24 protein-coding genes are annotated in these 20,851 nt (G+C 65.5%); 13 read left to right on the top strand and 11 right to left on the bottom strand.

Going from position 1 to position 20,851, the window contains the following annotated elements:
• Positions 1-64 precede the first annotated feature (64 nt).
• The gene (locus PRN20_RS11760) at positions 65-685 is read left to right on the top strand and encodes a LysE family translocator (RefSeq protein ID WP_273957548.1); all 621 of its coding nucleotides are present in this window, start codon (positions 65-67) and stop codon (positions 683-685) included.
• 37 nt (positions 686-722) lie between these two features.
• Here the strand turns inward: PRN20_RS11760 and PRN20_RS11765 are convergent, their stop codons facing one another.
• Positions 723-2,429, bottom strand: coding sequence for an amidohydrolase (locus tag PRN20_RS11765; RefSeq protein WP_273957549.1), 1,707 nt, complete (start codon positions 2,427-2,429; stop codon positions 723-725).
• 175 nt (positions 2,430-2,604) lie between these two features.
• Here PRN20_RS11765 and PRN20_RS11770 point away from each other — a divergent pair, with 175 nt between their 5' ends.
• On the top strand, positions 2,605-3,354 hold the full coding sequence (locus PRN20_RS11770) for an HAD family hydrolase (protein ID WP_273957550.1): 750 nt from the start codon (positions 2,605-2,607) through the stop codon (positions 3,352-3,354).
• A gap of 60 nt (positions 3,355-3,414) precedes the next feature.
• On the opposite strand, the gene PRN20_RS11775 is transcribed toward PRN20_RS11770, so the two are convergent.
• From PRN20_RS11775 to flgF, 5 genes are all read right to left on the bottom strand, one after another.
• A complete protein-coding gene (locus PRN20_RS11775; protein ID WP_273957553.1) occupies positions 3,415-3,909 on the bottom strand; it encodes a hypothetical protein in 495 nt (164 codons plus the stop codon).
• Between the two features lie 261 nt (positions 3,910-4,170).
• The gene (gene flgH, locus PRN20_RS11780; RefSeq protein ID WP_273957554.1) at positions 4,171-4,911 is read right to left on the bottom strand and encodes a flagellar basal body L-ring protein FlgH; all 741 of its coding nucleotides are present in this window, start codon (positions 4,909-4,911) and stop codon (positions 4,171-4,173) included.
• Positions 4,912-4,931: 20 nt separating this feature from the next.
• Positions 4,932-5,876, bottom strand: coding sequence for a flagellar basal body P-ring formation chaperone FlgA (gene flgA / locus PRN20_RS11785; RefSeq protein ID WP_273957556.1), 945 nt, complete (start codon positions 5,874-5,876; stop codon positions 4,932-4,934).
• Positions 5,877-5,890: 14 nt separating this feature from the next.
• Positions 5,891-6,676 carry a flagellar basal-body rod protein FlgG gene (gene flgG, locus PRN20_RS11790; protein ID WP_273957557.1) on the bottom strand — a complete coding sequence of 262 codons (786 nt, stop codon included), beginning with the start codon at positions 6,674-6,676 and terminating at the stop codon, positions 5,891-5,893.
• Positions 6,677-6,689: 13 nt separating this feature from the next.
• Entirely contained in the window at positions 6,690-7,424 is a 735-nt protein-coding gene (flgF, locus tag PRN20_RS11795; protein ID WP_273957558.1) for a flagellar basal-body rod protein FlgF, read from the bottom strand.
• A gap of 276 nt (positions 7,425-7,700) precedes the next feature.
• Here flgF and PRN20_RS11800 point away from each other — a divergent pair, with 276 nt between their 5' ends.
• The 5 genes from PRN20_RS11800 to PRN20_RS11820 all read left to right on the top strand — a co-directional run bounded on the left by PRN20_RS11800 (position 7,701) and on the right by PRN20_RS11820 (position 14,295).
• Positions 7,701-8,183, top strand: a complete 483-nt coding sequence (locus tag PRN20_RS11800; protein ID WP_273957559.1) for a flagellar basal body-associated FliL family protein — start codon at positions 7,701-7,703, stop codon at positions 8,181-8,183.
• Complete coding sequence (fliM, locus tag PRN20_RS11805; protein ID WP_273957560.1) at positions 8,183-9,343, top strand: flagellar motor switch protein FliM; 1,161 nt, start codon at positions 8,183-8,185, stop codon at positions 9,341-9,343. Before PRN20_RS11800 ends, fliM begins: the two co-directional genes overlap by 1 nt.
• Positions 9,343-9,774, top strand: coding sequence for a DUF6468 domain-containing protein (locus PRN20_RS11810; protein WP_273957561.1), 432 nt, complete (start codon positions 9,343-9,345; stop codon positions 9,772-9,774). Before fliM ends, PRN20_RS11810 begins: the two co-directional genes overlap by 1 nt.
• Complete coding sequence (locus tag PRN20_RS11815) at positions 9,774-10,808, top strand: MotE family protein (RefSeq protein ID WP_273957562.1); 1,035 nt, start codon at positions 9,774-9,776, stop codon at positions 10,806-10,808. Before PRN20_RS11810 ends, PRN20_RS11815 begins: the two co-directional genes overlap by 1 nt.
• A gap of 157 nt (positions 10,809-10,965) precedes the next feature.
• A complete protein-coding gene (locus PRN20_RS11820) occupies positions 10,966-14,295 on the top strand; it encodes a hypothetical protein (RefSeq protein WP_273957563.1) in 3,330 nt (1,109 codons plus the stop codon).
• Here the strand turns inward: PRN20_RS11820 and fliP are convergent.
• Together fliP and PRN20_RS11830 are read right to left on the bottom strand one after the other, a co-directional pair.
• Entirely contained in the window at positions 14,292-15,065 is a 774-nt protein-coding gene (gene fliP, locus PRN20_RS11825; protein ID WP_443112553.1) for a flagellar type III secretion system pore protein FliP, read from the bottom strand. The genes PRN20_RS11820 and fliP overlap by 4 nt on opposite strands.
• Positions 15,037-15,654, bottom strand: a complete 618-nt coding sequence (locus PRN20_RS11830; RefSeq protein WP_273957564.1) for a flagellar biosynthetic protein FliO — start codon at positions 15,652-15,654, stop codon at positions 15,037-15,039. Before PRN20_RS11830 ends, fliP begins: the two co-directional genes overlap by 29 nt.
• Before the next feature lie 186 nt (positions 15,655-15,840).
• On the opposite strand from PRN20_RS11830, the gene flgB reads away from it, so the two are divergent.
• The 6 genes from flgB (at position 15,841) to flhB (ending at position 19,207) form a co-directional block, all read left to right on the top strand.
• Positions 15,841-16,239, top strand: coding sequence for a flagellar basal body rod protein FlgB (gene flgB / locus PRN20_RS11835; protein WP_273957565.1), 399 nt, complete (start codon positions 15,841-15,843; stop codon positions 16,237-16,239).
• A gap of 3 nt (positions 16,240-16,242) precedes the next feature.
• Positions 16,243-16,656, top strand: coding sequence for a flagellar basal body rod protein FlgC (gene flgC / locus PRN20_RS11840; protein WP_273957566.1), 414 nt, complete (start codon positions 16,243-16,245; stop codon positions 16,654-16,656).
• Between the two features lie 23 nt (positions 16,657-16,679).
• Positions 16,680-17,003 carry a flagellar hook-basal body complex protein FliE gene (gene fliE, locus PRN20_RS11845; protein ID WP_273957567.1) on the top strand — a complete coding sequence of 108 codons (324 nt, stop codon included), beginning with the start codon at positions 16,680-16,682 and terminating at the stop codon, positions 17,001-17,003.
• 79 nt (positions 17,004-17,082) lie between these two features.
• Positions 17,083-17,349 (top strand): flagellar biosynthesis protein FliQ, encoded by a 267-nt coding sequence (gene fliQ / locus PRN20_RS11850; protein ID WP_273957568.1) that lies wholly within the window; start codon positions 17,083-17,085, stop codon positions 17,347-17,349.
• A gap of 2 nt (positions 17,350-17,351) precedes the next feature.
• Positions 17,352-18,119: a flagellar biosynthetic protein FliR gene (fliR, locus tag PRN20_RS11855; protein ID WP_273957570.1), complete on the top strand. Its 768-nt coding sequence runs from the start codon at positions 17,352-17,354 to the stop codon at positions 18,117-18,119.
• A complete protein-coding gene (gene flhB / locus PRN20_RS11860; RefSeq protein WP_273957571.1) occupies positions 18,119-19,207 on the top strand; it encodes a flagellar biosynthesis protein FlhB in 1,089 nt (362 codons plus the stop codon). Before fliR ends, flhB begins: the two co-directional genes overlap by 1 nt.
• 9 nt (positions 19,208-19,216) lie before the next feature.
• Here flhB and PRN20_RS11865 read toward each other — a convergent pair whose 3' ends face one another.
• Genes PRN20_RS11865 through PRN20_RS11875 form a run of 3 tightly spaced genes read right to left on the bottom strand, consistent with a single transcriptional unit; the run spans position 19,217 to position 20,716 of the window.
• Positions 19,217-19,687 carry an SRPBCC family protein gene (locus PRN20_RS11865; protein WP_273957572.1) on the bottom strand — a complete coding sequence of 157 codons (471 nt, stop codon included), beginning with the start codon at positions 19,685-19,687 and terminating at the stop codon, positions 19,217-19,219.
• On the bottom strand, positions 19,687-20,022 hold the full coding sequence (locus tag PRN20_RS11870; protein WP_273957574.1) for an ArsR/SmtB family transcription factor: 336 nt from the start codon (positions 20,020-20,022) through the stop codon (positions 19,687-19,689). The genes PRN20_RS11865 and PRN20_RS11870 overlap by 1 nt, the downstream gene beginning before the upstream one ends.
• Positions 20,023-20,035: 13 nt before the next feature.
• Complete coding sequence (locus PRN20_RS11875) at positions 20,036-20,716, bottom strand: glutathione S-transferase family protein (RefSeq protein WP_273957575.1); 681 nt, start codon at positions 20,714-20,716, stop codon at positions 20,036-20,038.
• Between the last annotated feature and the right edge of the window lie 135 nt (positions 20,717-20,851).

Here is a 20,851-nt window from a genome sequence, read left to right on the forward strand (position 1 = left end):
CTTCGGGAGCCGCCGCCGGTCGCCGCGTGCCCTGCAAAGTGTGCATGACCACTAGGAGCCTCTCGTGATCGACCCCACTATCCTCCTGCCCTACATCGCGGCCTGTTTCCTGTTCTCCATCGTGCCGGGTCCATCGGTCGCCGTCGTCGTAGCCAACTCCCTCGTTCGCGGCACCAAGGCCGGCCTCCTCACCATCCTCGGCACAGAGATCGCCATGCTGAGCATGGTGATCGTCGTCGCCCTTGGCCTCGAGGTCGTGATGGGCCTCGTGTCCGAGGCCTTCACCGTTATCAAGTTCGTCGGCGCCGCCTATCTCGTCTGGATCGGCTTCAAGATGTTCACCTCGTCCGGCAAGCTCGAGATGGGCGAGCCCGGCGAGCGGCTGCCGCTCGGGCGCTACATCTGGCAGGGCGCGCTCATCAACTGGTCCAACCCCAAGACCCTGCTGTTCCTCGGGGCCTTCCTGCCGCAGTTCGTCGACATGAGCCGGCCAGCCTTCGAGCAGATCATGGTGCTCGGCCTGATCGTCATGGCCGTAGCGACCTTCACCGACGCCATCTACGCCATCCTCGCCGGCAGCGCCCGACAGCTGCTCACTCAGGCGCGCGTCCGCATGATGAACCGCGTGTCCGGCATCATTCTCATGATCGGCGGCGTGTGGCTGGCCTTCCAGAAGCGGGGTTAGGCTGGAGCCGCCGGGCCTGACGGACCGCGCCGGCGACCTATTTGCCCGCTTCGTAGATGACCTCGTCTTCCTTGATCGTCGTCAGCACCTTGAGGTCGACGAGGGTTTCGGGGTCGACCGCCGTCGGATCATCCGAGAGGATGACGAAGTCGGCGAGCTTGCCAACTTCGATCGTGCCCTTGTCGTCCTCCTCGAACTGCTGCCAGGCGGGCCAGATCGTCATGGCCTTGAGGGCAGTGGGCACGTCGACCCGCTGGCTCGGACCGAGGATGTCGCCTGAGCGCGTGCGGCGCGTGACCGTGGCCGAGAGGACACGCATGCTGTCGGGCAGGGCGACCGGAGCGTCGTGATGCGTCCCGAACATCATGTCGCGTTCCCGCACCCAGCCCGTGGGCGAGATATTGTCCGCGTTGACCGGACCGACGGTGTGTTCGCGGTGCCAGTCTCCCCAGTAGAAGGTGTGCATTGGGAACAGCGAGGGAAACACACCCAGTGCCTTGTAGCTGTCGACCTGATCCTCGCGCAGGAACTGGCCGTGGATCAGGACCGGGCGAATGTCCTTCCTGCCGTACTTGTCCTGCGCTGCCTTGAGCGCGGCGATCAGCATGTCGGAGGCGCCTTCGCCGTTGGCGTGCACCATGATCTGGATGCCGTGCTCGTAGCACCAGTCCACGGCGTCCTGCAGTTGCTCCATGCTGATGGACGCGTAGCCGGCATAACCCGGCGGGTAGTCACCCACCGGGTCGTAGTAGGGGCGGTCCCTGAGGGCGGTGAAACCCTGCGGGGAGCCATCGATGGTCAGCTTGCACCCGGCGACGCGCACATGGCCGTCATAGTCCCGCGAGACATTGGCCTCGATGAAGTCCTTGGCTTCCAGCACGTCGGGATAGGCAATGACGTCGACCTTGATCTTGCCCGCTGCATCGGCTGCCTTCAGGGCGTCGACGGCGCCGGCCGACGATCGTCCATCTTGAGCGGTCGTGTAGCCGTAGCGGGCCCACAGCTCCGCCCCCGCCGCGGCAAATGCCTCCAGTCCCTCCGGGCCCAGTCTGGCCAACAATTTCCCGAGCACATCGAAGAAGGCGTACTCTTCGAGGACGCCGTTCGGTTCACCGTTCTGATCCCGACGAATGATGCCGCCGGCCGGATCCTTGGTCGACGCCGTGATCCCGGCCAGCTCGAGCGCCTTGGAGTTCGCCACGCCCAGATGGCCGGATTGGTGGATGATGAGCACCGGCAGGTCCTTGGAGACCTTGTCCAGGTCCTCGCGGGTAGGGTGGCGCAGTTCGGCGAGCTGCGAGTTGTCGTAGCCGAAGCCGACGATCATCTTCGCCTGATCGACCCATTCGGCGTTCTTCTCTGCCCAGGCCGAAAGCGCCGAGATCAGGCTCGCGATGTCCGTCACCTCACCGTCCGGGGGCGCCAGAAGGTTCGCCGACAGCGCCTGCAATCCACCCATGACGACATGGCTGTGGCTGTCGACGAAACCAGGCAGCATGGTGCGGCCGTTCAGATCGAAGTCGTCTGTCGCCTCGCCTCGGTACGCTTCGACCTCGGCGAGCCCACCCACCGCGATGATTCGACCATCCTTCACGGCGACTGCCTCGGCGGTCGGCTGTGCGTCATTCATCGTGAGGATCGGGCCGCCGGAATAGATGGTGTCGGCGACATCCTGCGCCACGACGGTTCCAGCCATCATCAGCCCGCTCGCGAGGAGCACCGTCAGATGCGCGCAGATATTCATCGCAATCGCCTCCGATCGTACACCGTGACGCCAAACTGATCGCCGGACCTGACTTCCGGGTTGAGGCCGGCGCGCGAATTGGTCACAAAACCGCTGAAACGCGAGCAACACAGGCCTGAGCGTCGTCCCAGCCAATCACTGCTTCCCGACCTGTGAGCGCAACCGAGTGAACGCCATGTCCCTGCCGACTGCGATCTTGTTCGACCTGGACGACACCTTGGTGGGCGAGGGGCATAGGCTGCCAGCACTCGTCCAGGTCTGTGAGGAGTTCGCAGCGGCGCTCGGCGATAACAACCCTGGCGCCGTGGCCGACACCCTGGAACGCGAGCTGCAGGCGTTCTGGTCGAACTCGGACGCCTCGAAAGCGGCGCGACTTGATGGTTCCGGCAGTGGTATCATAACCGCGAGGCGTAACATCATCGCGCGCTCGTTCGAGCGTCTCGATGTACCCTATGCCCTGCGGCAGGCTCACCTGTTCAGCGACCGGTTCACCGAGCTCCGTGCAGCCGGCGCCGGCGTGTTCCCGGGAGCACGTGAGGCACTCCATGACCTGAGAACCCTGGGGGTGCGGCTGGCCTTGGTGACGAATGGTGCGGCCGAACTGCAAAGGGCGAAGCTGGAGCGCTTTTCGCTGACCAGCCTGTTCGACCATGTGCAGATCGAAGGCGAGTGCGGCTTCGGCAAACCCGATGAGCGCGCCTACGTCCACGCGATGGCCGCCCTCGACGTCCAGCCGGCCGAGACGTGGATGGTTGGCGACAACCTCGAATGGGAAGTCGCCGCTCCCCAGCGCCTCGGCATCCATGCCATCTGGCACGACCATCTCGGAAGGGGGCTGCCCACTACCACGGCGATACGGCCGGACCGGATAATCCGAAGCGTCCGCGAGCTGATCGCGCCGCCTCCTGCTCCTCGGAGTCCGTGATCAGCTCCCTGTCAGGTCGACCGTCGCCTGCTGAAATCGCCGGTCAGACCGATCTGGTGGTCAGCCGCAGCGATCGAGCAGCTTCTTGATGGTCGCCGACGATCCCTTTGCGCCGAAGGAGTTGCTGTCGAACACCTCAAGCTTGCCCTGTTTGTTCGTTCGCACATAGGCGACCTGGATAGCATTCCGCGCTTGCTGCGCAATCCGGGCCCACTGCCGCGCCACCGGCCCGCGGACGATCATCGAGCTGCCGTCACTGTGGATGAGCGGAATGTCCTGCGCGAATCTGGTGCCTCCGCCGGCAGAAACGCCGGTCCCTTCCGGCGGGTCCGCCGTGATGGCGAGGTTCATCGCCGAGGCTCCCGCCACTTCCCGGTGCGGCGCCCGCACCCAGAAGCCCATCGCCAGGTCGCCGCCGCGGCAGGCGAACTGGAACTGCGCGTCGCCGTTGTCGAAGTACGCGATCGGCACACCCTGGTCCTCGTACCGCCAGTCCTGAGCGCTCGCTGTCGTAGCCAGCAACAGGACGAGAAAAGCCGGAAACACTCTGAGCATGCACAACCCCTGAAAAACCGACGGACCGTAGTCGACAAGCCGCGGCGCTCGCAAGCAAAGCCGCCGCGGCCTGTGGGAATTAACGGAGGTTCGGGTGACTGGCCTTGCCGTTTCGCGATCGATCCTGACGCGATCTCGCTCCCTGAAATGGGGAAAGGGCGCAGCCGGGGAGACTGCGCCCTCGTGGCGGGCTCTGTTCTGGAACCTGCCTGGGCTGCCGGCACCAATGGGGGATTGTGCCGGCAGCGGGGAACTGTGGGATCAGAAGGGCAGGATCGCGTCGGCGATCTGCTGTCCGTAGCGGGGTTGCTGGACCTGGGTGATCTGGCCGCGACCGCCGTAGGAGATGCGGGCTTCGGCGATCTTGGACGAGGGGATCGTGTTGTCGGCGTGGATATCCTCCGGCCGGACGATGCCGGCGACGATCAGCTCGCGCACCTCGAAGTTCACGCGCACTTCCTGGCGGCCCTCGATGACGAGGTTGCCATTGGGAAGCACCTGCACGACCACGGCCGCGACCTGCGTCTCGAGCGATTCCTTGCGGTTCACCGAACCCGAGCCGCCGTCCGTCATGCTGCCGCCAGTGCTGATGGCGCCGTTCGCCTTGACGTCGGCGAGGGGAACATTGCCGCCGAAGATCGAGCCGAGCACGCCGCCGACGCTGGCTTCCGAAGCCGAGCTGCGCTCGCGGTCGGTCGTATTGGAGATCTTGGCGCTGTCGTCGATCGTCACCATCACCGTGAGGATGTCGCCGATCTTGTGGGCGCGCTGGTCCTTGAAGAAGCCCTTGGCCTGCGTCGAGAACAGCGAGTTGGGCTGGTAGGACGCGACAACCGGCTCCGGCATCGGCATCTGCACCGGACGGTAGCCTGCCTGAGCGGTCGGGTCGGCAATGGCGGTGAGCCGGGGCTGTTCGCCGACCGAAGCCAGCTTGTCCATGGTGGAGCAGCCGGCGAGGAGGGCAGCGAAGGCGAGGGCGGCGGTAAGCTTGAGCATGTTCATCTTGATAGTCCTTTCGCCCGTCAGAGCCCGGCGACCTTGAGCTGGCCGGCAGCTGTGACGACTTCGACGGTGCCTTCGGCTGTGGCGACGCCGTTGAGGATCTTGCGCGAGACCGGGTTCATGACCTGGACCGGCTGGCCCGTGCTCGCGTCGGCCAGCGACTGGCCGATCATGGTGAGGGTCATCGGGCCGGTGTGCAGAAGCACGGTGACCTGGGTGTTCCGCTTGACGATCACCGGTTCGGTGACATCGGCGGCCTTGAGCATGACGCCGGCGCGCGAGGTACGGCGCATCTGCTTGCCCACGAGATCGTCGAAGCTCTCGATGCCGGTCTGACCGACGAAGGCGAGCGGCACGCGCTTCATCTCGAGGTCTGCCGGCGTGATGGTGGCGCCGGCCTTGAGGGAGCTGGCAAGGTGCGGGACCTCGACCATGAGGTCGATGCGGCCGTTCACGTCGATCGGCATCTCGATGCCCTCGATCTGGAACCGTGCCGCAAAGGTCGAGCCATTGGGCTGGTACTGCAGCGAGCTGAGGGCTGCCGGCACGGCCACGTTCTCGGCCTTGAAGGTGAGGTCGGAGCTGTCGAAGCGGGCCTCGACTTCGACGCCCGGCTGGAGCAGGCCGCGTGTCGCGAGGTCGGCGCGGATCAGTTCCGACAGCGCCGCGGCGTCGACGATGGCGGCCTGGCGTTCGACGCGGACGTTCAGGACGCCGTCCTGGGCGTAGTCCGTCAGGCCGGCGCGGGCCGCGGCACTGCGCACCGCCTCGAGGCTGACGATCCCGGTGGTGCCCGGCTCGGGCGCCCGGAACAGGGCGCGCTCTGCGAGAAGGCCGGCATCGTCGAACATGTCGCCGACCGTGATGACCGGGCGGTTGACCGAGACCTCGGCCTTGAGCACGGGCGCGGCATGGGCGGTGGTGCTGAGCAGCGCGAGCAGGGCAGGGAGGAGGATCTTGTGCATCTAGTGTCTCCCGGTCAGCGCAGCTGCGAGGTCGCCTGCATCATCTCGTCGGCGCCCGAGATGACACGTGCGTTCATCTCGTAGGCGCGCTGTGCGGCGATGAGGTCGGCGATTTCGGTGACGGAGTTGACGTTCGAGCTTTCGAGATAGGCCTGCAGCAGGTCGCCCATGCCATCGGCATTGGGGGTGCCCACCTGCGCCGGGCCGCTCGAGGCCGTCTCGACGAACAGGTTGTTGCCCGCCGAGGCGAGGCCGGCCTTGTTGACGAAGCGGGCGAGCTGGAGCTGGCCGATCTGCGTAGGGATGGTGTCGTTGTCGAGATAGGCCTCGACGATGCCGTCGGCGCTGATGTGCACCGAGTTGGCGTTGCCCGGAATGGTGATGCCGGGCTGGATGGCATGGCCGTCGACGGTGACAAGTTGCCCGTCCGCACTGCGCTCGAACGAGCCGTCGCGGGTGTACCCGGTCCGGCCGTCGGGCATGTCGACCATGAAGTAGCCCTCGCCGCGCACGGCGACGTCGAGTTCCTTCTCGGTCGGCGCCACCGTGCCCTGGCTCATGATGCGGGGCGTGGCAGCGGTGCGGACGCCCGAGCCGACTTCGAGGGCGACGGGAGCCATCGTGCCGTTTTCCGAAGTGGTGGCGCCGGCCTGGCGGTACTGCTGGTAGAGCAGGTCCTGGAACTCTGCGCGGGCCCGCTTGTAGCCGGTGGTCCGCATGTTCGCGATGTTGTTGGAGATGACTTCGACGTTGCGCTCCTGCGCAGCCATCCCGGACGAGGCGATGTAGAGGGCTTTCATGTCGTGTCTCCGGTCAGGCCAGGGTGCCGAGTTTCTGGATGGCGGTGCGGCGCTGCTCGTCCTGCTTCTGCATCAGGGAGGCCACACTCTCGTAGGAGCGCTGGACGCGGATCATTTCCGTCATCTCGCCGACGCTCGAGACGTTGGACTTCTCGATCGAGCCCTGGATGACGGTGGTCGCCGTGGCCGCCAGGGGAGTACCGCCCGACCACAGGTTGTCGCCGAAGCGCTCGGCCGCCTGCGGGTCCTCGAACTCGACGACGCGGAGCGTGCCCTTGAGGCCTTCGCTCGAGGAGATCGTGCCGTCGGGGCTGATATTGATATCGGTCTCGGTGGCGGCGAACTGGATCGGTCCGCCATTGCCGAGGACCGGGTTGCCCGAGAGGTCCATCAGCGTGCCGTCGGCGCCGATGGCGAGGCTGCCGGCCCGGGTGTACTTCTCGCCGTCGGCGGTCTGCACCACGAGGAAACCCTCGCCCTGCAGTGCGACGTCGAGCGGGTTGCCCGTCTGGATGAGGGTGCCCGTGGACAGGTCGTGAACCGTGGCCCAGCTGTTGGTGTAGCTCAGCGGCTGGTCGGGAAACTCGAAATCCCGGTCGCGGGCGACCGGCATCATGTATTCCTCGAACAGCAGTTGCTCGGCCTTGAAGCCGGTCGTGTTCATGTTGGCGATGTTGTTCGCCACCACGTCCATCTGGCGCTGCAGGGCAATCTGCCGCGACAGTCCGATGAGCTGCGCATTTTCCATGGCGCACGGTCCCCGTTAAGTCCCCGAACCATCCGACCTCCCCAGGCCGTCCGGCTCGCCATTAACATTGCAGCAACCATGCCAAGTCGGTAAGTGTAGTAAGATCAATGTCTTAGAGATAGTCGCGGCGCGGCATGATGTGCCGCCGGGCGTGCGCGTGGCAAAAACTGCCCGGCAATTTCTGCCCGCTTTGGCACACTTCGTAACTAATCGTTAACCCTCAGCCGATTAGCTCGAATTCGTACGGAATCGTCCGGTGGGGCAGGGGTTTGGGGCATGGCCGCGGAAGCCGATATTGAGAGTGGCGACGCCGCGCCCGACAAGAAGAAGCTGCCCATCATGCTCATTGCCATGGTGGCCGCAGCGGTCGTCCTGCTCGGTGGCGGTGCGGCGAGCTACTTCCTGTTCTTCTCGGCGCCGCCGAAACAGGACACCCACCTCGAAGGGGTCCATGAGACCTTCATCTTCAATCTGCCGGCCATGACGGTGAACCTGCGCGGTGACGGCGACCGGTCGCAGTTCATGAAGCTCACGGTTGCGCTCGAAGTTGCCAATGAAGAGGTGATGACCGAGATCCAGCCGCGCATGGCCAAGGTCGTCGACGCCTTCCAGGTCTACCTGCGCGAGCTGAGGAAGTCCGATCTCGAGGGCTCGGCCGGCATCTACCGTCTCAAGGAAGAGCTGCGCCGCCGCGTCAACATCGCCATCTTCCCGGCGCAGGTGGACTCGATCCTGTTCAAGGAAATCCTGGTGCAGTGATGGCTGGACCGGGCGATCAGGACAAGTTGAGCGACGACTGGGGGCTCGACGCCACCAGTGGACAAGCTGCACCGGCTGCTGACAGCGAGGACGCCATGGGCGCCGAGTGGGCAGCGATGCTCGAGGCGGACAGCGCCGAGGCCGGCGCCGCCGATCGCGTGCTCAACCAGGATGAGATCGACAGCCTCCTCGGCTTCGATCCTAATGCTGGCGGCAGCGCCGAACTCAGCGGCGTGCAGGCCCTCATCAATTCGGCACTCGTCTCGTACGAGCGCCTGCCGATGCTCGAAATCGTCTTCGATCGGCTGGTCCGGCTGGCGACGACGAGCCTGCGCAATTTCACCTCCGACAACGTCGAAGTGGCGATGGATTCCATCTCCTCGGTGCGCTTCGGCGATTACCTCAACTCCATTCCGCTGCCCGCCATCCTCTCGGTCATCAAGGCCGAGGAATGGGACAATTACGGGCTGCTGACCGTCGACTCCTCGCTCATCTACTCGATGATCGACGTGCTGCTGGGCGGCCGCCGCGTCGGTGGTCAGATCCGCGTCGAGGGGCGGCCTTACACCACCATCGAGATGGCGCTGGCGCGCCGCATGATCGAGGTGATCCTCGAGGACACGCACCGCGCCTTCGAGCCGGTGACCGACGTCAACTTCCGTATCGAGCGGCTCGAGACCAATCCGCGCTTCGCCGCCATCTCGCGCCCGGCCAATGCCGCCATCCTGATCGAGCTCCGCATCGAGATGGACGATCGCGGCGGCAAGGTCGAGATCCTGCTGCCATACGCCACGATCGAGCCCATCCGCGAGCAGCTGCTCCAGATGTACATGGGCGAGAAATTCGGCCGCGACCCGATCTGGGAAGGTCACCTCGCCACCGAGATCTACGCCGCCGACGTCGAGATCGACGCGATCCTCCATGAGATGGACCTGCCGCTGAACCGGGTGCTGAACCTGCAGCCGGGCGACACCGTGATGTTCGAGCGCTCGCCCGGCGATCCGGTGAAGCTGCGCTGCGGCGAGGTCGACCTGACCGAGGCGATCATGGGCCACATCGGCAACCATGTGTCGGTGCGCGTCGCGCAGCCGCTCAACCCACCCAAAGTTACGATGGCCAGCTTCGAAGCCATCGATGAGAACAAGATGGAGCAACGCTGATGTTCGGGCTGCCGCTGGGGATCGTGGTCGAAACGCTGGTCGCGATACTGCTCGCCACCACGATCGGCTATTGCGTGATCCTCAACCAGAGGCTGAAGCGCCTCCACGCCGACCGCAGCGAGCTGCGCCAGATGGTGGCGGACCTGGTGCAGGCAACCGGCCTCGCCAATTCTGCGATCAAAGAGCTGAAGTCCACCGCCCAGGAGGCCGAGACGGTGCTCGCCTCCCGTCTCAACGAGGCCGAAACCTTCGGCATCCAGCTCGCCAGCCATGTCAGCGCTGGTCAGCAGATCATGGAGCGGCTGGCCCGCATCACCAGCGCGGCGCGCGCCCAGCCGCTCGACGACCGGCTCGAGGCTGAGCCGAGCAAGACCCAATCGGCCCTGCAGCAACTCTCCATGCGGCCGCGGATCAGGGGCAACGCCGCCTGATGTTCAAGACGCCGCGTCTCCTCCCAGTCGTCATAGCCGCCGGCACGGCGCTGCTGCTCCTCAAGGGCATCGGCCTCGTGACCAATGGCGGCTACGTCCTGACGGGTACGACGCAGGTCGTCGCGGCGGGCGACAAGGGCGGGAAAGGGGCGACGCCGGCAGCGGCGGGCAACGATCCGACCATGGCCCTGCCACCCGAAGCGACCATGACCGACGCCAACCCGACCCTCGAGGATTCGTCGCCCGAGCTGTCGCTCGAACCGGCGACGGGGGGCGAGCACGGGACCTCGGCGCCAAAGGAGGGTTCGGGGCATGACGCGCCCCCCGAGGAGGCCCAGCCGCTGGCGGGAGGGCCGGCGCTGGACGCTGCCTGTCCGCCGATTTCCGAAGCCCTCGAAGTCGCGACCGGACATGGCGCGGAAGCGCCGGCAGCGGCTGAAGGCGAACACGGTGCAGACCCCGCCGGGGGTGCGGCAGCCGAGCCGGATTGCATGCCCATCCCGGTCAACGAATATGGCGACGCCATTGCCCTCGAGCTGAACGACAAAGGTGTCGTCGCACCCGTCGTCGCCGACGAAGGCAGCAAGGAAGGCCTGATCGAGCGCCTCGGCGAGCGTCGTACCTCGCTCGATGCGCGCGAGAAGGAACTCGAGATGCGCCTCGCCCTGGTCGAGGCGGCCGAGAAGCGGCTGGAGGAGCGGACGCAGGCGCTGCAGGCCATCGAGGCCCGGATCGATGCGCTGGTCGAGCAGAAGAAGGCTGACGAGCAGCAGCAGTTCGCCGGCATCGTCGCGATGTACGAGACGATGAAGCCCAAGGAAGCGGCAACGATCTTCAACACGCTTGATAGCGAGGTGCTGCTGCGGGTCACTCGCGCCATGAACCCGCGCAAGATGGCGCCCATCCTCGCCCGCATGGAGCCGTTGAAGGCCAAGACGCTGACCGCGGGCCTCGCTCGCCAGGAGGCTGAGCCGACCATCGACGCGGCGACGGTCGAGGACCTCGCCAACCTGCCGCAGATCGTCGGTCAGTAAACCAGCCAATTCCCGTGAGTTCTCCGCGCTTTGCGGCTCCGGGTTAGCCCGCCGTTAAGCCCGTCCCGCCTATTGTCGCCCCACCAGAAGTGTGTAGGGCGGGCAGAAAGCCGGCATGTCAGCGCGGGTTGCATATTGGCGCGGGGAGCTATTCCCGTTGCGTGGGGTCGTGCTGGCGCTGCTGGCGATCCTCATGCTGTATGCCGCACCGGTCCGTGCCCAGGACCAGGCACAGATCCTCACCTCCGCGGAACAGGGCTTTGCGCGGATCGTCCTGAGCTTTCCCGGGCGACTGGACCTGCCCAAGTATCGCGTGAAGTACGACAACGGCGTGCTGGCCATCGAGTTCGATGAGCCGATCTCGATCCTCCTGCCCGACATTGCGCTGGCGCTGCCCGACTACGCGACGATCGCCCGCGTCGATCCCGACAGCCGCGGCATCAGGATCGGGCTGCGCAGCACGTTCAACATCAACCGCATGGATGCGGGCGAGGCGCTCTACATCGACCTCCTGCCACCCAACTGGGTCGGCCTGCCGCCGGCGCTGCCGCCCGAGGTCATCGCGGCCCTGGCCGAGCGCTCGAAGCGCCTCGCCGAGCAGGCCGAAGAGGAGCGCAAGGTCGAGGAAGCCAAGCGGCTGAAGCCCGTCGCCACGGTGCGCGTGGGTCGCAACCCGACCTTCGTCAGGCTGCAGGTCGACTGGAACGTCGACACCAAGGCGCAGTTCACGCTCAAGGGCACGCAGGGCTCGGCCAGGTTCGACTGGCCGGCTGCCCTCGATCTGACACCTCTGAACGAGGATCTGCCGGCCGAGATCAAGCGCGCCTCGAACAAGGTCGGCAAGGCCGCCAGCACGCTCGACGTCGCGGTTGCAGAGGGGGTGATCCCTCGCTTTTACCAGATGTCGCCGCGCCAGTTCATTCTCGACATCGACATCGCCCCCACCGACGGGCTCAAGGTGGTGCTGGAAGCCGAGGACAAGGCCAACAAGGCGCGCCTCGACCTCGAGGCCGCTGCCAAGGATCAGGAACAGCGGCTGGCGGCCCGGCTCGGGCTTGAAGCGTCTCACGACAATGCCGCCGAGCTCTATCCGGCGAGCAGGGGGGCAGTGACGCCCGTCGTCTCCACCGTCGGCAACACCGTGCGCATCGCTTTTCCATTCGATGCCGATACACCAGCCGCAGTCTTCCGCCGCGGCGACGTGGTCTGGATGGTCTTCGACACGCCTCAGGTCGTGGCGAATCCGCCTTCGTCCGATGCCCTGTCCAGCATCGCCAGCGGGTTCGAGGTCGTGACTGCCGGTGAGACCAAGGTGGTCCGCATGGATCTCGCCGCTGACCGCCTGGCGACGCTCGGCTCCGAGGGCAGGGCCTGGGTCCTGTCGCTCGGCGACACGCTGCTTGCCGCCACCGAGCCGGTGGCGCTCCTGCGCGAGCGCGACGAACAGGGCCGGTTCCAGATGTCGGCGAACATGGAGCGCCCGGGCAAGGTCCACGTGCTGCGTGATCCCGTCGTCGGCGATACGCTGCGCGTCGTGACGGCCCTGCCGCCGGCACGCGGCATGACCCGCAGCCTTCAGTTCGTTGACTTCGATGCCTTGCGTTCCGCCCACGGCCTCGTCATCAAGCCGCGCACCGACGAACTCGATGTCGAGCTCGAAGACAAGGTGGCGCTGATTTCATCGCGGACCGGACTGACGCTGTCCGAGGCAGAGGCGTCGCGCAAGCTCGATGCCGGTAACGCCCCGCAGTTCAGGGCGAGCTACCTCGACCTCAACGTATGGCGCGAAACCGATCCGACAGCCTTTGCCCGGCGCAAGGAGGCGGCCATGTCCAGCGCCGCCGCCGCCGAAGGCCGCCTGCGCGACGTGGCCCGGCTGGAGCTCGCGCAGCTCTATGTCGGCAACGAGTTGGCCTACGAGGCGATCGGCGTTCTCGACGTGCTCCAGGCCGAGCTGAAGAGCGACGATCTGCGCAAGAAAGCCCAACTGGTGCGGGCCATTGCGGATACGCTCGCGACCCGACCGAAGGACGCGCTGCCAATTCTCAATGCCGGGACCTTCCCCGACGAGGCGGATGCCCTGCTGTGGCGCACCATCGCGCGGACCGAGGTCAGCGACTACCGGGGCGCGCGGCTCGATGCCGTGGCGGCCGAGGGCATCATCTCGAGCTATCCGGTCTGGGTGCAGACCAAGTTCCTGTTCGCCGCCACGCGTGCGGCCGTCGAGACCAAGGACGAGCAGCTTGCGCTGCGGCTTGTCGCGAAGGTGGATTTCCCCAAGCTCGATCCCGAGCAGGTCAGCTTCTACCAGCTCATGCAGGGGCGGATTTCCGAACTCGGCCGGCGTGACGATGAAGCGCTCGAGACCTATGGCACCGTCATTGCGGCAGACTTCCGCCCGACGCGGGCCGAGGCCGTCTACCGGACCCTTCTGCTGCTCGACAAGGGTGGCAAGATCGACCTCTCCAAGGCCACCGAGACGCTGGCGGCCGAAGTGCTGACCTGGCGCGGTACAGCGCTAGAGGCCGACATGCAGAAGCTCTTGGCGCAGCTCTACTTCAAGAACCACGCCTATCGCGAAGGCTTCATCACCGTGCGCGAGGCGGCAGCCAGCTTTCCGGACAGCACGGTCATCGACAGCCTGCTGACGGATGCACAGGCCACCTTCGAAGACCTCTACCTGAACGGCGCCGCGGACAAGCTCGCCGATCTCGATGCCCTCGCGCTCTTCTACGACTTCCGCCAGCTCACCCCGCCCGGCACCCGGGGCGACGAAATGATCCGCAACCTCACGCGCCGGCTGGTGAAGGTCGACCTGCTGCAGCAGGCGGGGGACCTCCTCGAGTACCAGGTCGACAGCCGTCTCACCGGCGTGGCGCAGGCGCAGGTCGCGACCGACCTGGCGCTGATCCGCATTGCCGACCGGCATCCCGAGGAGGCGCTCAAGGTGCTGGCGCGCACCCGTCTCGCCGACCTGCCGCCCCAACTCGAGCGGCAGCGCCGCATCCTCGAGTCCCGCGCGCTGATCGATGCCGGCCGCCAGGAACTGGCCCTCGACCTCATTTCCAAGCTCGAAGGCCGCGACGCCGACTACCTGCGCGTCGATGGCTACTGGAAGGCGAGGAACTATGCCCAGGCCTCGGAACTGCTGGAGGTGCTGAGCACGCCGGCCGCACGGACCGACAAGATGAACCAGGACGAGCGCATGAGCGTGGTCAAGGCGGCCGTCGGTTTCGTGCTGGCTGGCGACAAGCTCGGCCTGTCGCGCCTCCGCTCGAAATTCTCCGACCAGATGGCCAACTCGGCCGAGTGGCCGCTCTTCGAATACGTGACCCGCGATATCGCCCCGCAATCGGTCGAGTTCCGCAAGGTAGCGCAGGAGATCGCCAGCCAGGATTCGCTCAACGCGTTCATCGCGTCCTACCGCGAACGCTATGGCGAGGCGGCAGCGGTGACGCCCGACAAGGCTGTCGCGCCGGCCGCCTAGATTGCGGTGAAACTTCGGATCAGCGAGCCGGCGACGAGGTGCCAACCGTCGACGAGCACGAAGAAGATCAGCTTGAACGGCAGCGAGATCACCACCGGTGGCAGCATCATCATGCCCATGGACATCAGCACCGACGCCACGACCATGTCGATGATGACGAAGGGCAGGAAGAGCAGGAAGCCGATCTCGAAGGCGCGCCTCAGCTCCGAGATCATGAAGGCCGGGATGAGCGTCTGAAGCGGCGTCGCCGCCGGATCGGCGGGCGGCTGGGTGTTCGACATGTCGAAGAACAGCCGCAAATCCTGCTCGCGCACGTTGGCCAACATGAACTCATGGATCGGCGCAGAGGTGCGGGCGAATGCCTCCTCGATCGGAATGGTCCCCGCCACGAGCGGCGCGATACCGTTGTCGTAGCTCTGCTGCAGTGTCGGACCCATCACGAAGAGCGTGAGGAAGAGCGCGAGGCTCACCATCACCGAGTTGGGCGGCGCGGTCTGCAGGCCGATCGCGGTGCGGAGCAGCGACAGCACCACGACGATGCGCGTAAAGCTCGTCACCATCACGAGAATGGACGGCGCCAGCGACAGCAGCGTGATCAGGCCGACGATCTGCACCGCACGTTCGGTAATCGTCGTGTCGTCGCCGAAATCGATCGAAACGTCCTGCCCGAAGGCGAGGGCAGGGATCAGCAGCGCTGCGAAAAACGCAAGGTAGGCGAGGGCGCGCCGAAGCGATGGCCGGTCAGTGCGACTCCGCCGTCGTTCCGTCACCGAGGGTTCGCTGAGCCCCAACCGCAGTCCGCCCGTTGTCCTTGCCTTCGGGGGTTGTAGCTGAGTCGGCTCTGGCGCGGCCGGAGTTATCCCCAGCCATCGGAGGCATGGGGATCACGGCGGGCTCCATGGTGCTGACCGGACGCAGCAAACCGGTCTGCCGCAGGGTCGGCGACTTCCGCTGAGCGCCCGAGCGCACGAACTCGCGCAGCTTGTCCAGTTCGGGCTTGGTGAGCGTCGGTGTCGGCGCCGGCGGAACTTCCTTCTCGACGGGGCGGCGCGCTGCGACCGGCGGACGCTCCACGGGAATGCCCGCCTCGACGACGAGGTCCTGGGGGCCGCCGGTCAGGATCAGGTGCTCGACGTCGTCGCGCCGAACGATGAGGAGCTGGCGCTTGGCGTCGACCTGCATGTGGTCGATGACGCTGAGCCGCCGGTTGCGACCGCGGCCCACGCTCGCCGTGGAGCGGGTGACCAGCTTGAGCAGCCATAGACCGAGGACGACGAGGACGAGGACGATGCCGAGTGCAAGGACCGAGGTGACGATCATGCCCGCCGACTCACCGAGCAAACTGGTCAGGAACTGCATGGCCGGGCACCTCCAACGCCGGTCCGGTGTGGCCATCCGAACCGATAAGAGTGGAACTTGTTGCCGAGTAATGCGCCCAGATTATGCAAAATGCGAGACATCGGGCGCCTCAAACCTTCGTGGTTAACACTTCGTTAACCGAAGATCGGCAACATTTACCTAGTTGCCTAAGGGACTCGGCGGAACATGAAGCTCGGACTGCTGGACGCGATCAGCGAGAAGATGCGCTGGCACCAGACTCGGCAAACCCTGCTCGCCGAGAACGTCGCCAACGCCGACACCCCCGGCTATCGGGGCCGCGACCTCAAGGCCTTCGGATTCGAAGAGCATATGAAGATGCGCTCGCGGGTGGAAGTCGCCACCGTCGCGACGCAGCCGGGCCATATCTCGGTGCGTGGCACCGGCCCAGACGGCTTCGGGGCGCGCGATCTGAACAGCTTCGAGATCACCCCCGAGGGCAACGGCGTCACGCTCGAGGACGAGATGATGAAGGTGGCCGGCAACCAGCTCGACTACCAGTCCATCACGGCGCTCTACACGCGCTCGGTGAAGCTCCTGAAGACCGCCCTTGGCAAGCAGGCATAAGCGATGAACGATTTCCTCTCCTCCCTCAAGATCGCGGCCACGGGCCTCCACGCCCAGTCGGCTCGCATGCGCGTGATCGCCGAGAACCTTGCCAACGCCGACTCTGCCGGCAAGACGCCGGACGAGGACCCGTACCGGCGCAAGATCCCGACCTTCAAGGCCGTGATGGACCGCGAGCTCGGGGCCACCAAGGTCGAGATCGGCCGTATCGCCTACGACCAGTCCGACTTCTCAGACCGCTACGAGCCCGGCCACCCGGCTGCCGACGCCAGCGGCTACGTCCGCTACCCCAACGTGAACTCGCTCATCGAGACGATGGACATGCGCGAGGCGCAGCGGAGCTACGAGGCCAACCTCAACGTCGTCACCGTCACCCGGCAGATGCTGGGCGCCACCCTCGACATCCTGCGCGGCTGACGCGCCACTAGCCGGAGAGCATCATGGCCATTCCCGTGAACGCCGCCACGAACGCCTATGCCAGCGCAGCCAAGCTCCTGCAGCAGGCACGGCCCAGCGCGCTGAACCAGGTTGCCGAAGCAGGGCAGGGCGACGACTTCGCCAAGATGCTGGGCCAGGCCGTGCAGGGCGTGGTCGATAGCGGCAAGGTCGCCGACACCAAGGCCATGGAGATGGTCAATGGCCGCGGCGACATGGTCGACGTGGTGACGGCCATCAGCCAGACCGAACTCGCCATGGATACGATGGTGACAGTCCGCGACCGCGTGATCTCGGCATACGAGGAAATCATGCGGATGCCGATCTGAGTCACCACCGACTCGCGTTAGGACTGGGCCAGAAGGTCCGTAAGATGCACCAGCCGATCCAATCCACCGAGATGCGCCCGTGACCGGCGACATGGTCCTCGACATTGCCCGAGAGGGCATCTGGGTCATGATCCTGATTGGCGGCCCGATCATGATCGTGGGCCTGATCGTTGGCGTGGTGATCGCGCTGTTCCAGGCGCTGACGCAGATCCAGGAAATGACGCTGGTCTTCGTGCCGAAGATCCTCGCCATCTTCGTCACCATGCTGCTGACGCTGCCGTTCATGGGGGCCGTGCTGGGCGGTTACATGACCCGGATTGCCGACATGATCATATCCGGCAACTGACCATGATTTCGCTGAACTGGCTGCCGGAGACCGCTTACACCTACCTCGTCATCTTCTCGCGCGTCGGGGCGATGATGATGCTGATCCCCGCGCTTGGCGAAATGACCATCCCGTCCCGCATGCGGTTGAGCTTTGCCCTGATGATGGCCGGGGTGCTCTACCCGATCGTCGCCGACCAGATCCCGCCGCTGCCGACGGACCTTCTTGGCATCGTCGTCATAGTACTCCATGAGATCGCCGTCGGCCTCATTCTTGGCTCCATCGCGCGGCTGGCCGTTTCGGGCACCCAGACGGCCGGCGCGGTCATCGCCTCGGCCTCGGGTCTCTCGCTTGCGCAGGCCGCCGACCCCACCAACGGCGGCGTGCAGGGCGCGCTCATCGGCGCCTTCCTCAGCTTCCTCGGCATCGCGCTGATCTTTGCCACCGATCTGCACCACGTGGCCCTGTCGGCGGTTCACGACAGCTACATGATCTTCACGCCGCGCGAACCGCTGATGTTCGGCGACGCGGCCCAGACAGTCATCGACGTCGTGTCCGGCGCCTTTGTGGTCGGCGTCCAGATGTCGGCGCCGTTCATCGTTTTCGGGCTGGTGTTCAACCTTGGCATGGGCATCCTCAGTCGGCTCATGCCGCAGTTGCAGGTGTTCTTCATCGCCATGCCGGCGACCGTGGGCGTCGGCCTCGTGCTGATGGCGCTGCTGCTCACGATGATGATGGGGCTCTACCTCACGCACTATGAAGGCGTGCTCGCCATGTTGCGGGGCGTCTAGTGAGCGACGACGCCCCCGATCAGGAACAAAAAACCGAAGACCCTTCGGAAAAAAAGCTCCGCGACGCCCATGAGCGGGGCGACGTGGTCAAGAGCCAGGAGGTCAACACCTGGTTCATCCTGTCCGGCTCGGCCCTCGTTTTCGCCATGATGGCGGGCCCCACGAGCGCCAGCCTCATGGAGAGCCTCCGCCAGATCCTCGACAATGCCGAGAAGTTCGAGGTCGGCAGCCAGGCGTTGCAGGCCTTCTGGGGCAATCTTGCCGGCTCGATCCTCCTCGTCGCGATCATCCCGTCGATCATTCTTGCGGGCTTCGGCGTTGCAGCCAACCTCGTCCAGCACCGGCCGCTACTCTCGCTCGATCCGATCAAGCCGAAGCTCTCCAAGATCAATCCGATCGAAGGTGCCAAGCGGCTCTTCGGCATGGATGCGCTGGTCAACTTCGGCAAGGGCCTGATCAAGCTCTCGATCGTCTCGGCGGTGCTCTGGTTCGTGCTGGCGCCCGAGATCGACAGCCTCGAGAACATGATCAACCTCGAGCCGGGGATGATCCTCCAGGACTTCATGGACCTGAGCCTGAAGATCTTCGGCGCCGTGCTCGCGGTCGTCACGATCATCGCCATCGCCGACTATCTCTATCAGCGCAACCGCTGGTGGAAGCGGCTGCGGATGACGGTCCAGGAAACGCGCGACGAGTACAAGCAGCAGGAAGGCGACCCCAAGGTAAAGGGCCGCATCCGCCAGATCCGCATGGAGCGCAGCCGCAAGCGCATGATGGCGGCGGTGCCCGAGGCCACCGTGGTCATCACCAACCCGACCCACTTCGCGGTGGCGCTCAAGTACGACAGCACGATGGGCGCCCCCCAGTGCGTCGCCAAGGGCGCCGACGCCATCGCTTTTCGCATCCGCGAGCTCGCCAAGGAGCACGACGTTCCCATCGTCGAGAATCCGCCGCTCGCCCGTGCGCTCTACGCCTCGGTCGACATCGACGACGTCATCCCGACCGAGCACTTCAAGGCAGTTGCCGAGGTCATCGGCTTCGTCATGCGCCTGAAGCGCTCCGGCGGCAGCAATTGGAAGGCGAACTGATCGTCGGCGCTAGTGGCTCGTCGCCAGTTCCCGCTCGAGCACCAGTGCCAGCCGGTCGAAACCGCCCGCGGTCCCTGACTGGCGCTCGGCGACCACTGCCGCATCCCGGAAAGCCGCTTGCTCGGTGAACGTCATCAGCGTGCCCTTGTCGGCAAGGCTGAACTCCACCGTGACGAGCGAGCTGGAGAGAGGTTCGCCGCCGATTTGCATCGCGTAGGCGTAGATAATGCGCTCGCGCGGCTGGATATCGAGATAGTGCGCCGCAAAGACCTGCTCGACGCCATCGGCGGTGCGCCATCGCATCGTCTCTGCCCCGCCGACGCGAAAATCGAAGGCGTCCTCTAGCACGGTCCAGTCCGGGTGGCAGCTGTTCCACTGGCGCTTGAGCTGGTGCTCGGACCAGAAGCGATAGGCGTGACGGGGGCTTCCCGGCAGGTCCCGCTCGATCGTGAAAGTCGTATGGTGCACCGGCAATCCCATCAGCTCTCCTCCTCGGGCATGGCTTCCATGGCCGCCGCCAGCCGGTCGAAACCCTTCGCCAACTCGGCCTCGCGCCCGCTCACCCAGTCCCTGATGATATCGAGCGCCTGCGGCTGCATGCGATAGGTCCGGACACGCCCGACCTTCTCGGACAGCACGATGCCGCCGTCCTCCAGCACCCTCAGGTGCTTCAGAGCAGAGGGCAGGCCGAGCCCGTCCGGCTCGGCCAGTTCCGTCACCGAAGCCGGTCCCCGGCTCAGCCGCTCCACCATCCGGCGGCGCGAGCCGTCCGCAAGGGCGTGGAACAATCGGTCGAACTGCTGCGAAGCGTGCAACGGGCGGAGTTCCCTAGAGGTTCAGATATCGCTCCGGCATAGCATCCCGGTAGGGAAACATCGAGAAGTAGGGCTCGGCTTCCCTGAGGGCCCGGCGCACCGATGGCCGCTCGAGCAACCGGTCGAGATAGGCGCTCAAGTTGCCGTGCTCCGGCGGAAACGGCTCGACGATCGAGGCGAAGAACAGTGCCGGCGCCGCGGCGCAGTCGGCGAGCGTGAAGGCTTCGCCCATCGCCCATTGGCCAGCCCACAACTGTCCCTCGATCATGCCATAGGCGACCCGCAGTGTCGCCCGGGCCTCCTCGACGCCGTACGGGTCCTTCGCGTCCGCTGGCCGGATGCGGTCGATGACGATCTTCTGCATGGGAACGTTCACGTAGAGGTCGAAGAACCGGTCCCACTGCCTTGTTTCCAGGCTCAGCTCGTCGTTCTCGGGAAGGAGGCGAACCGGTCCTGGATAGTGGGCCTGGAGGTACTCGATGATGATGCTGGTCTCGGGCACCACCCGTCGGTTCTCGCTGTCATGCAGCACCGGGATCTTGCCCACGGGCCAGCGGGCCAGATGTGCCGCGGCCGCGCCCTCGTCGTTGAGGTCCACCATCTGCGGTGTGAAGGGCGTTCCGTTCTCGTAGAGCGCGATCAGTACCTTGTGGCAGAACGAGGCGAGCGGATGGAGGTAGAGCGTGAGTGACATCGCCGATCCAATAGTTTCCATTGTCGGAAACAATCGCATCAGGCGCCCCTGCGTGCAATATATAGTTTCTGGATTGGAAACTATCGTCTGGATGCCGCAAATCCGCCGGGCGCGACGGGGATAACGCCTTTGGCG

Origin of the sequence: Devosia sp. ZB163 (assembly GCF_028613635.1) — a bacterium.
Classification (GTDB): Bacteria; Pseudomonadota; Alphaproteobacteria; order Rhizobiales; family Devosiaceae; genus Devosia_A.